Here is a 12,287-nt window from a genome sequence, read left to right on the forward strand (position 1 = left end):
ACTCATGTCGTACTCGTACCAGCCGTTGCCGCTTCCCGTCGGTATTGCTTTTTCGCTCTCCGTATCTGCCTTAAAGCCGGATTCGGGAGCTGTCGTCACCGTTTCAAACGACGTATCTTTCAACAGCAAGGCCGTTGCACCTCCCTTGCCGCTACTGCCGCCGTTGACCAGGATGGTCGTACGGTTGAATGCGATATCCCAATCTTGGGACCCTTCAGCGACTTCCTTCCCGGTCGCAAAACTAAAATAAGCGGTTTTGGCCGATGCATCGATGTTGCTTACTGTTTTTACTTCCTGGGCATGAAGTGCCTTGATGACAGTCAGTGCCAACACAACGACTGACAACGTTTTATAATACCGTGTTTTCATTCAGCAAATATAAAACAATTGACCGCTTATTTATAATCAATCTAAGAAACAAACACATACCAAAACAGTGCGGCAAGCATTCTTGTTGGAAACGCAGACGAACGTGTATTGGACGTGCTGGAGTCCGGTTGAAAGCTTGCCGCTTCGTTGCTATGCACTGAAGATGGATTACCTATCTTCAATTAATCCGTACTTGTACTCGTAGCGTTCAAAGAGTTGCTTGTGCAGATCATCCAGATTGATGTCACGCCCTTGTATAAACGCGCGCTCGATATCGTTACCGAGCATATCCAACGCATCGCCGCTGGACACGATGATATTAGCATCCTTGCCTACCTCAAGGGTGCCTGTGCGATCATCGATTCCAAGTATCTTCGCGGTATTGCTTGTGATCGTGGCCAATGCCTGTTCTTTGTCCATTCCGTAAGCTGCCGCTGTACCGGCCATGAATGGCAAGTTGCGCTGCTGCCAAAAACCGTCAATACTATATGCAACGAGTATGCCGGCATCGCTCAACAACTTTGCTTGTTTATAAGGAAGGTATACATCGGCATCGCTTGCATAAGGCAGCGAGTGCGACTGTCTGACGATGACTGGTATTTGATTATCGCTGAGCAACTCGGTCACCAGATGAGCCTCGGTCCCCCCGACCAACACCGGCTTGATGCCAAGACGCTTCAGGCTTGAAATTGCCGCTATGATATCCGTCGCCCTGTTTGCATGCACATATACTTGGCGATCGCCAGCAAATACCGCCCTGAAAGCTTCAAAACGTGCATTGCTGACCTTATCTCCACCCAACTCGGCATACGCTTTCGCCTCACTGAGGTAACCCTCCAATTGGGCGATTTCCGCCTGCACCTGCTCTTTTTGCGCCTCGGGATTGGAAGGCCCGCCACCGAAACGCCCGAAACGAACGGTAGGCCAATTGATGTGGATTCCTTCATCAATTTTGTAAGCGGCGTCTTCCCAATTCCACGCATCCAATTGGACAACAGACGATTGTCCGGATACAACACCGTCCTGCGGAGTAATCTGCGCGAGCAATATACCATTGGAACGCAAGGTATTGATGACCTTGGAGTCTGTATTATAAGCAATCAACGAACGCACATGCGCATTGTTCTCCCCTACTTCAGCGAAATCCACTGTAGCTCGTACCGATGAAACCTCCACAAGCCCCAGGTTGGTATTCGGCGCAATAAATCCGGGATAAACGTGCTTGCCCGCAGCGTCTATGGTCAACGCTTCGGCTGGGACGGTCGTTGCGCCGCCCACGTAAGTGATCTTTCCTTGGTCGAAAAGCAATGTACCCTGCGTGATGACCTCGCCGTTACCGACATGAATTGTAGCGCCCGTGATGGCCACAGGGCGTTCCTGCGCTTTCGCGGGATAGATGGTTGGTTGGGCGCTGGCCAAGCCACTGGCTAGTATGAATGCTGCCACGCCTGCTATATATGTGATAATTGATTTCATTTTCTCTAAAAGTTGAAAGCCGTTAATCCATGTATTCCTCATATTCACCGATTTCACCAATAGTATCGCAGTGGTACTCCATATTGGGTTGAGCGACGGCACGTTGCGTGGCGCCTCCATTGCCTTTGGCCTGCAAAGATTTGCGGATAAGCCGTGCCTTCTCCGCTGCCAATTCCTGCTGTTTAGCAAGATCTTCCTCGATATCCCAATATTTCACGCCGTCTACAAAGGTCTTTTCCGCTTTGGCATAAATGGAGAGTGGCCTATCGCTCCATATCACAACATCGGCATCCTTACCCGGTGCTAGGCTCCCCACCCTATCTTCAACATGGAGGATTTCGGCAACGTTGAGTGTTACCATTTTTAGCGCGTCCTCTTCCGTAGCTCCACCATATTTTACGGCTTTCCCCGCCTCTTGATTCAGCCGGCGCGCCATCTCGGCATCGTCCGAGTTGATGGCCGTCAGCACGTTTCGCTTATGCATGAGGTATGCATTGTAGGGGATCGCCTCCTGCACTTCCATTTTGTAAGCCCACCAGTCGGCGAAGGAGGCACCTGCAATCTGGCGGCTAGCCATCTCGTCTGCCAGCTTGTAGCCCTCCAGGATATGGGTAAAGGTATTCACGCGGAAGCCCATACTGTCTCCCACATGCATCAACATGTTTATTTCGGACTGCACATAAGAGTGGCAAGTGATGAAGCGCTTTTTGTCAAGTATTTCGACGAGCGCGTCGAGCGTAAGGTCCCGTCGCAAGGTGGGGTCATTAGCCGCCATCCGTGTTTTGTACTCCTTAGCCCGTGTAAATGCATCGTAGAATACCTGCTCCACCCCCATACGGGTTTGTGGAAAGCGGCTACCTGTAATTCCCCAGTTACTTTGTTTTACGTTTTCTCCCAGGGCAAATTTGATAAACCCGTCGTTGTTGCCAAATTTTAACCCTTCCGGATTTTGACCCCAGCGCAGCTTGATAAGCTGGGACTGGCCGCCGATGGAATTAGCAGACCCATGCAACAGGTGCGAGGCCGTGACCCCGCCCGCCAGCTGCCGGTAGATATTGACATCTTCCGAATTGACAACGTCGCCTATCCGTACTTCCGCGGTGACTGAATGCGAACCTTCATTGACGCCCCGGCTAATGGCAATGTGGGAGTGCTCATCGATGATCCCCGGCGTGACATGCTTGCCTGTTCCGTCGATTACCGTGGCTCCGGCGGCCGACAGTCCTTTGCCTACCGCTTTGATTTTTCCACCCGCCAACAGCACGTCCGCGTTTTCCAGGACCCCATCGGCTTCATTAGTCCATACCGTTGCATTTTTAATTAACACGGTTTCTGAAGCAGGTACGGTTTTATTGCCGTAGGCTACAAACGGGTAGATTATATCGCCTTCGGCGACGACTTTATTCGCGGCAGGCCGCGCCTTATTTGATGTCTCAGCTGTATATGCCGCGGTATACGTAGCCGCCCATGATGAAGATGTGCCGTCTGGCTGCACGACCTCTCCTTTCAGTATCAGCGGGTCGCCTTCGGCGATGTAACCACTGACGCGTGTGCTTCCTTGCTGCCCCTTGGGATTGAAGCTGAATGACACCAAATCGCCGGTTCGGGAGGCAACCATCTTGGTGGCCGTTGTATCCGACCCGATTTTCAGATGCGCCTCCAGTTTGCCATCATTGTCTTTGACAAACAATTTGGCGTTGCCCACATTGGGGAATTGCGTGGCATATTCTCCCGTCAACGCTTTGTCATAACTTTTTGTGGCTACGAATTTTTTGCCTTGTACCCAATTTTCATAAATCACCGTACCGTCTTTGAATAAGGAATCGCTGGTAATAATGAAATTGGCCAGTTTGCCTTTTTCCAGCGTTCCCAACTTGCTCGAAAGCCCTAACATTTCCGCCGGCACTTCGGTGAGCGCCCGTAGTGCATAATCCTGAGAAAGGCCGTTAGCGATGGCGACACGTAGATTGCTCCAGAAATCGCGGAGGTTATCCAGTCCGACGGGGGATATCGCAAAACGGATACCTGCTTTTTCGAGCATAGCCGGATTCGCTGGAGCCATCTCCCAATGTTTCAACTGTGCCAACGTCACGTTGCGCGCATCTGCCGGGTCTTCTACGTCGTATGCCTTGGGGAAGTTAAGCGGGACTATCAAACTGGCGTTCGTCGCTTTGATATCCGCAATCCGCTGATATTCATTGCCTCCGGTCTTAATGATATAGCTTTTTCCGAATTCTTTCGCAATCCTATCCGCCCGGAGGATATCCAGCATATCATCCACCTCAAAAAATTGAGGCAGCGATTGCAATTTGTTGAACGCTTCCAACGAGATATTATATTCATCGTGTTGCTTGGCGTACCATTGACTGTCATAATAGGTTTGACGAAGCAATGCGATGGTCCCCATTAACGATGATGGGTAACTGGTCCGTGCCGTCCCTTTGTTAAATGAATAGTGTGCTCCCGCTTCCGGAAGGATGATGACCTCGTTTTCACGGGCATCGGCCAAGGTTGCAACGACGGAGCTCCCACGGGCAATACCATCTCGCACAACGGATTGCACCGCGCCGAATCCTATCTTCTTTAATTCTTCGCTTTGCCGCTGGTTGACGGTAAAGGTCTCCTTAGCTGCCACTTCCGGGCGTATGGCTTCGTTCCAACCGTAAGGGCCATTTTTAGTCGACTCGAAAATCTGAGCCTGCCGTCCTCCGAATCCCTGTTGGCCGCCACTCCGGCTCTCCCTGGATTGACCATATTCGCTGAAGGCATCTATAAATGACGGATAAATAAATTTGCCCTTCAAATCGACAACAACATAACCTTTGGGGACGGCTTGGCCCTTTCCCAATGCGGCTATGCGTTGCCCGTCTACCAGTAACGTGCCGTTTTGGATAATCTCTCCCGCTTTCACTACGATGTTTGCATTGGTCAATGCAAATAATTGCGGGCGTTCATCATGCGATCCGTTTACCGGAAAGGTTCCTTGAGCCAGTATAAGCCCCGAAACCAGCATAAAACAAAAGAAAAGTATCGGTTTCTTCATCATAACACTTGTTTTTTAAGACAATAAAACAATCATGAGCATTATTTTAGCCATTTCGCAGGCCACTCGCGATAGCTTTACATTAAAAAGGAATGATTTTCACCAAAATTAGACGGTTACCTCGGTTTTTTAACAAAAAACTACCATCGTAATAGGAAAGTTACCAGTTAAGACAACATTGTTGCTATAACAAAGACCACGCCCTGTTTATCCCCGCTGAGGAAAATCTTTTTTATCATTTACACAAAAAAACGTATCTTTGCATCCCGTACACAAACGTGATGTTCGAAGCTTTTTTGGCGTAGACAACGTATAAAATACACCCAGAATTTGTCATGACTAAATACATTTTTGTTACGGGCGGCGTTACTTCGTCGTTAGGAAAAGGTATTATTTCGGCGTCCTTAGCCAAGCTGCTTCAAGCACGTGGTTATAAAGTGACCATCCAGAAATTCGACCCTTACATCAACATCGATCCAGGCACACTTAATCCTTATGAACACGGCGAATGCTATGTGACCGAAGACGGCGCAGAAACCGACCTGGATCTTGGCCATTATGAGCGTTTTCTTAATACGCCCACTTCACAGGCCAATAACGTGACCACGGGCCGTATTTATCAATACGTCATTGACAGGGAGCGCGAGGGAGCCTACCTTGGCAAAACTGTACAGGTCGTACCGCATATCACGGACGAGATAAAACGCCGGATGTGCCTCTTGGGTAAGGACGGTCAGTACGATATCATTATTACCGAACTTGGCGGAACTGTCGGCGATATCGAGTCACTTCCTTTTATTGAAGCCGTGCGACAGCTCCGATGGGAACTGGGCACGAATAACTCCCTGGTTATCCACCTGACGCTTGTACCCTTTTTGGCTGCGGCCGGCGAACTCAAAACGAAGCCTACGCAACACTCGGTGAAAACCCTATTGGAATATGGCATTCAGCCTGACGTGCTGGTTTGCCGTACCGAGCACCACCTCAACGCCGAGATCCGCAAAAAGCTCGCGCTGTTTTGCAACGTCAATGCCAATGCTGTTATCGAATCCATTGATGCGCCTTCGATCTATGATGTTCCTTTGTTGATGCTGAAAGAACAATTGGACAAAACTGTGCTGGCAAAACTTAAGCTCTCGACCAAAAGCGACCCCGATTTGGAAAGTTGGAAAGCGTTTCTGGGTAAACTGAAAAATCCGACAGCGGAAGTGACGATTGCGCTCGTAGGCAAATATGTGGAACTGCCCGATGCATATAAGTCCATTAACGAAGCTTTTATCCACGCCGGTGCTGCCAATGAATGCAAGGTCAAGGTTAAGCTCATTGCCGCGGAAAGTATTAATGCGGCTAACGTTGACGAAAAGTTGAAACGGGTATGCGGTGTGTTGGTTGCACCCGGTTTCGGCGAACGCGGGTTGGATGGAAAGTTGATCGCCATCCAATATGTACGGGAGCACAATATACCGTTCTTTGGCATCTGCCTCGGTATGCAATGTGCCGTCGTTGAATTTGGCCGAAACGTATTGAAAATCAAGGATGCCAATAGCTATGAAATGGATCCCAAAACCAAACACCCGGTTATCCACCTCATGGAAGCACAAAAGAAAGTGAAAAACATGGGTGGCACCATGCGGCTGGGCGCTTATGAATGTGAAGTCAAAAAAGGCACGAAGGCAGCTGCCATCTATGGGAAGAGCAGAATTTCGGAAAGGCATCGGCACCGGTATGAATTTAACAACGACTACCTTGCGCAATATGAAGCCGCAGGCATGATTGCTTCGGGTATCAACCCCGCGAACAACCTGGTTGAAATTGTAGAACTCAAGGGACACCCCTTTTTCGTCGCCGGGCAATTCCACCCCGAATTAAAGTCAACAGTTGCAAATCCTCACCCACTTTTTGTTAGCTTTGTAGCCGCTTCCCTGGCGCATAGCAAAGCAGCGAAGCAGAAATAGTGTATATTAAGAAATGGATAGAAATTCAATCACAGGACTCGTTTTAATCTTCATTATTATCGCGGGTTCCTTTTATTTACTACAACCCTCAGAAGAAGAACTGAAGCGGGAGCGCCAACTGCAGGATTCCCTTGCCCGGGCGCGGGCAGGCATTGAGCAAGTCGATCGTGACACCACGGTACAGCAAACCACCGCCCTTGATTCAGCCCTGCTCAGCGGACCCTTCGGCAATGCCATCCAGGGCGAGGATCGGGTTGTCACCCTCGAAAATGACTATATCCGCGCGGCAATCAGTACCAAGGGCGGACGCGTAAAATCGGTTGAGCTGAAGAATGAAACAACCTATGACGGACGGCCGCTCATGCTCTTCGAAGGCGATCAAAACAAATTTGGCCTCTTTTTCTCCACTGCGGGGAAAAACATCATAACCAACGACCTCTATTTTACAACAGAAGGCGGTGATATCCAGGTGACAGGGCAGGACTCTGCGTCCGTGACCTTCAGGCTGTCCTATGCCCCAGAAAAGTACATTGACTACATTTACTCCATCAAAGGCGATGACCACAACCTCGGTTTTACCGTCGTCACGAAAGGGTTACAGGATGTGGTAGCGCCTACGGAAAGTCAGCTGGTACTCAACTGGGAAGCCGTGCTTTCCCAAAAGGAGAAAGATATGAGCAGCGAACGTCAGCGTTCTACCTTATATTATTCCCTTGCAGATGGGGAAGTCGACCATCTCAATACAGCGAAGGATGACGAGGAACAACTCGACGAACGGGTGGAATGGGTATCCTTCAAGCAACATTTTTTCTCCAACGTACTGGTTGCTGAGAACGGATTCAACGGCGGCAAGGTGAATGTATACACCAGCGCAGACCGTGATATTGTAAAGTTGTTTTCCGCGAACCTCCGCCTTGATTTCAGCCGTCAGGATATCAACACCTATCCGATGCATTTCTTCTTCGGGCCGAACCAATACAAGGTGCTGAAAGCACATGGATACGGACTGGAAAAACAGATAGACATGGGCTGGGGGCCGATGAAATGGATCAACCGGTTCATCACCATCCCTGTATTTTCCTTTTTGGACAGTTTCAACTGGAGCTATGGTCTGGTTATACTCATTTTGACAGTCATGTTGAAGCTGGTCCTGTCGCCCCTCACTTACCGTTCGTATGTATCGATGGCCAAGATGCGGGTACTTAAGCCGGAGATGGACCAGATCAAGGAAAAAGTAGGACAGGATAATCCAACGCTATTGCAACAGGAGTATCTTAAACTGTACAAACAGGCCGGTGTCAACCCATTAGGCGGTTGCATCCCGTTGCTGCTCCAGATGCCGTTTACGATCGCATTCTTTTTCTTTTTCCCCAATCTGTTTGAGTTGCGGGGCGAGAGCCTCCTTTGGGTGAAAGACCTTTCAACTTATGATTCACCCATTACCTTTCCTCCTTTGCCACTCATCGGCATGGATCACATCAGCTTAATGTGTATTTTGATGACCGTCGCCACGCTGCTTTCGACGTGGTACAACAATTCCATTTCCGGAGCCACCGGTCAAATGAAATACATCGGTTATTTCATGCCGCTCATCTTCTTGTTTGTGCTGAATAGCTTTCCTGCCGGTCTTAACTACTATTACCTGCTTTCTACCGTATTCACCTTCGGGCAGCAGTTGGTTATCCGGCAGCTAATCAATGACGATAAAATACTCGCCATCATCGAGGCCAACAAGAAGAAACCCGAAGCACAGAAGAAATCGAAATTCCAGCAACGCATGGAAGAATACATGCGCCAGCAGCAAGCGCAAGGCAAAAAAGGCAAGAAGTAATTCACAGGTACTATTGCAGATACTATTGCAGAACACTGAAGCCGGGATAACGCCCGGCTTCAGTGCGTTAACGCCCTACACGAAGGCGCTAAATCCGGTAATCGACCGGCCAACGATGAGCGAATTGATCTCCTTCGTGCCTTCGTACGAATAAATGGCTTCAGCATCGGCCAGAAAGCGCGCCACATCGTATTCCAGCAGGATACCGTTTCCGCCCATCACCTCCCGTGCACGACTCACGATATCGCGCGTACGGAGTGTACAGAATACCTTTGCCAACGACGCATGTTCATCACGCAGCATTCCGGCATCCTGCAATTCAGAAAGGCGATACACCAAAGTTTGCATGGCTGTGAGGTTGGAGAGCATCTCCACGAGGTGATTTTGAATAAGCTGGAAAGAGGCAATCGGTTTGCCAAATTGTTTGCGTTTACGTGTATAGTCAAGGGCATTTTCATAGGCACCGCGCGCACACCCTACTGCCATCCAAGCCACACCCGCCCGGGTCAGCTGCAATACCTTGGCTGTATCTTTAAACGAATTGGCGTGTTGCAGGCGGTCGCTTTCAGGCACCAAACAATCCGTCAACGTAATTAACCCATTCTGGACAATACGCAGTGCCATTTTCCCTTTGATTTTCGCCACCTCAAATCCCGGGGCGCCTTTCCGCACCAGGAAGCCCTTCACCTCGCCGTCATCGACATCTTTCGCCCAGATAACGGTCACATCCGCAAACGGTGCGTTGCCAATCCACTTTTTCTGTCCGTTGAGTACCCATCCATTGTCCGTCTTGCGTGCGGTCACCGTAAGCCCCCCGGCAGCGCCTGATCCAACTTCCGGTTCGGTAAGGCCGAAAGCGCCAATCAATTTCATCTGTTGCATAGCAGGCAACCACTCTTCCTTTTGCTCATCCGATCCACACAGGTAGAGCGACCCCATGGCCAAGCCGCTTTGCACGCCGAAGAATGTAGCTACAGACGCATCTATGCGTGCGATTTCCATGGCGATGATACCTTCCATCAACGATGACCGGCCGGCACACCCATACCCTTCATAGGTCAGGCCACAGATATTCAGTTCGGCTAATTTCGGGATAATCTCAAAGGGGAATTCATCGCGCAACCAATATTGGTTGACCAGCGGGCGTATTTCGCGCTCCATAAAATCGCGCACCTTGAGTTGCAATGCCCGATCCGCCTCGCTCAACCGAAGATGCAACTCGTAAAAGTCGCCGTTGATAGGTGGCAATTCCTTTTTAGCCTTTCCGCCCTCCAGCATTTTCATCAGGCCTTTAAGTTGTTTATCGTCCAGCTTTGAAAAAGACGCCATCGCCTTGGGTAGGTCTATTTTCTGCGACAGCTTATCCAACGCTTCCAAGTCGATACTTTTGAGCAGCTGGTAAGCCTTTTTGATTTTTGACAACATGGTTCTCTATTTTGGTTTCACAAACAATCCAGACAAATAAAAAGACGGTCCCGAACTACGTCTGTATTATCCCGACGTTAAAACGTTTTTCGATGGGTGCGTGGTTAGCCGCTTCTATCCCCATAGCAATTACCTTCCGGGTATCCAGCGGGTCAATGACCCCATCTACCCAAAGCCTTGCCGCCGCATAATAGGGCGTCGTCTGTTCGTCATAACGCTCGGTAATTGTTTTCAGCAGCGCTTCTTCCGTTGAGCCGTCGATTTCAGCGCCCTTGGCTTTCATGGACGCCGTTTGGATTTGAAGTAACGTTTTGGCGGCCTGCGCCCCTCCCATTACCGCAATTTTGGCTGAAGGCCAAGCAACGATGAGCCGCGGATCATAGGCCTTGCCGCACATAGCGTAGTTGCCAGCGCCATAGGAATTGCCCATAATGATGGTGATTTTAGGCACCACGGAGTTGGCTACGGCGTTGACCAGCTTAGCACCATCTTTGATGATGCCCCCGTGTTCGGCACGGCTGCCCACCATGAAACCGGTCACGTCTTGCAGAAAAACCAGGGGTATTTTTTTCTGGTTGCAGTTCATAATGAAGCGCGCCGCCTTGTCTGCCGCGTCCGAATAGATCACCCCGCCAAACTGCATCTCGCCTTTTTTGGTTTTTACTACTTTTCGCTGGTTGGCCACGAATCCGACAGCCCAGCCCTCCACCCGACCGAGACCGCAAACGATGCTTTGGCCGTACAGCGCCTTATATTCTTCAAACGCGGAGTCATCTACCAGCCGGCGGATAATCTCCCTGGTATCGTATGGTTTCTCGCGCGATGACGGTAGAATACCATAAATTTCATGCTCATCCAACTTGGGAGGTGCGGCTTTTATCCGATCGAACCCGGCATCGCTCGGTTTGCCTAACATGCCCATGATATTACGGATCGAGTCCAGGCAAGCCTTGTCGTCAGGCTGTTTATAATCCGTCACTCCGGAGATTTCGCAGTGTGTCGTCGCTCCGCCCAGCGTCTCATTGTCCACGGATTCGCCGATGGCCGATTTGACCAGGTACGACCCAGCCAAAAACACAGAGCCCGTACCTTCTACAATCATGGCCTCATCGCTCATGATGGGCAGATAGGCACCGCCCGCCACACAAGCCCCCATGATGGCCGCTATCTGCACGATCCCCTCACTGCTCATCCGGGCGTTGTTGCGAAAGATCCGGCCAAAGTGCTCCTTGTCTGGGAATATCTCATCCTGCAACGGCAAAAACACACCTGCCGAGTCAACCAGGTAGATGATGGGCAACCGGTTTTCCATAGCGATTTCCTGTGCGCGTAAGTTTTTCTTGGCCGTCATCGGAAACCATGCGCCAGCCTTTACCGTGGCGTCATTAGCCACTACCACGCATTGCCGATCCGCAACATAACCTATACCGGCTACTACACCAGCCGACGGACAGCCGCCATGCTCGGCATACATGCCGTCAGCCGCCAACGCACCGATTTCAAGCCACGGCTTATTATCGTCCAACAGATAAGCTATCCGCTCACGAGCCAACAGTTTGCCTTTGGCCTTCTGCTTCTCGGCAGCGTTGCCACCCCCTCCCGCATATACCTTCTTCAACCGACTCCTCAACTCAGCAACCGCCAGTTTATTTAGATCCTCATTCTGGTTAAATTCAAGGTTTATCATGGGTTACAAGATACGGTATTCTTTTATTTTGTGCAAAAGGTTCGGCTTTCGGCCGTCCCCAGACCGATGTTGCTACCCGTCTATCAACAGTGCTATCTTTGCTGGATTGCTGTAAGCAGGTCCTTGCAACCTTTTTGATTTTTTTTGGGTTACCTTTTCCAGACTGATGTATTAAGGGATAAATAAACAAATTTGTTTTAACCAAAAAGGAAATTAGCAATGAAAAAGGTATTTAAGTTCGGTTTTTTAGGTTTGGCTCTTTCTGTAGCTATTGCCGCTTGTAATTCAGGCACTTCTGAAAGCGACTCAACCACTGATTCTTTGACCAATGAAATTGAGTCAGAAGTTGATGCCACTACAGATTCTATCGACTCTATCGGCGGCGCTGCCATTGATTCTCTTGACTCTTTGTCAACTGACTCTTTGTAAGATCCGATATCAGACTGATTAAAAAATCGGAAAAAGGAGGGATAGCTTTTCGGCTATCCCTTTCTTTTTCCC

Annotated in this window: 8 protein-coding genes; 3 read left to right on the plus strand and 5 right to left on the minus strand. The window is 49.8% G+C overall.

Features of this window, described 5'->3' with window-relative positions:
* The 3 genes from JHJ32_RS16110 to JHJ32_RS16120 all read right to left on the minus strand — a co-directional run.
* Nucleotides 1–369 (minus strand): HmuY family protein (locus tag JHJ32_RS16110; RefSeq protein ID WP_200121648.1); only part of this gene is annotated, 369 nt, incomplete at its 3' end.
* A 168-nt stretch (nt 370–537) separates the two neighbouring features.
* Complete coding sequence (locus tag JHJ32_RS16115) at nt 538–1,845, minus strand: amidohydrolase family protein (protein ID WP_200121649.1); 1,308 nt, start codon at nt 1,843–1,845, stop codon at nt 538–540.
* A 22-nt stretch (nt 1,846–1,867) separates the two neighbouring features.
* Nucleotides 1,868–4,891, minus strand: a complete 3,024-nt coding sequence (locus JHJ32_RS16120) for an amidohydrolase family protein (RefSeq protein WP_317043124.1) — start codon at nt 4,889–4,891, stop codon at nt 1,868–1,870.
* Nucleotides 4,892–5,223: 332 nt separating this feature from the next.
* Between JHJ32_RS16120 and JHJ32_RS16125 the strand changes: the two genes are divergently transcribed.
* The gene (locus tag JHJ32_RS16125) at nt 5,224–6,843 is read left to right on the plus strand and encodes a CTP synthase (RefSeq protein ID WP_200121650.1); all 1,620 of its coding nucleotides are present in this window, start codon (nt 5,224–5,226) and stop codon (nt 6,841–6,843) included.
* 13 nt (nt 6,844–6,856) lie between these two features.
* Nucleotides 6,857–8,674, plus strand: coding sequence for a membrane protein insertase YidC (yidC, locus tag JHJ32_RS16130; RefSeq protein ID WP_200121651.1), 1,818 nt, complete (start codon nt 6,857–6,859; stop codon nt 8,672–8,674).
* Between the two features lie 75 nt (nt 8,675–8,749).
* Here yidC and JHJ32_RS16135 read toward each other — a convergent pair whose 3' ends face one another.
* Together JHJ32_RS16135 and JHJ32_RS16140 are read right to left on the minus strand one after the other, a co-directional pair.
* Nucleotides 8,750–10,099, minus strand: a complete 1,350-nt coding sequence (locus JHJ32_RS16135) for an acyl-CoA dehydrogenase family protein (RefSeq protein WP_200121652.1) — start codon at nt 10,097–10,099, stop codon at nt 8,750–8,752.
* Between the two features lie 55 nt (nt 10,100–10,154).
* Nucleotides 10,155–11,783 carry a carboxyl transferase domain-containing protein gene (locus tag JHJ32_RS16140; protein ID WP_200121734.1) on the minus strand — a complete coding sequence of 543 codons (1,629 nt, stop codon included), beginning with the start codon at nt 11,781–11,783 and terminating at the stop codon, nt 10,155–10,157.
* A 222-nt stretch (nt 11,784–12,005) separates the two neighbouring features.
* Between JHJ32_RS16140 and JHJ32_RS16145 the strand changes: the two genes are divergently transcribed.
* A complete protein-coding gene (locus JHJ32_RS16145) occupies nt 12,006–12,215 on the plus strand; it encodes a hypothetical protein (protein WP_079718154.1) in 210 nt (69 codons plus the stop codon).
* Nucleotides 12,216–12,287 lie beyond the last annotated feature (72 nt).

Origin of the sequence: Parapedobacter sp. ISTM3, from assembly GCF_016533505.1 — a bacterium.
Lineage (GTDB): Bacteria > Bacteroidota > Bacteroidia > Sphingobacteriales > Sphingobacteriaceae > Parapedobacter > Parapedobacter luteus.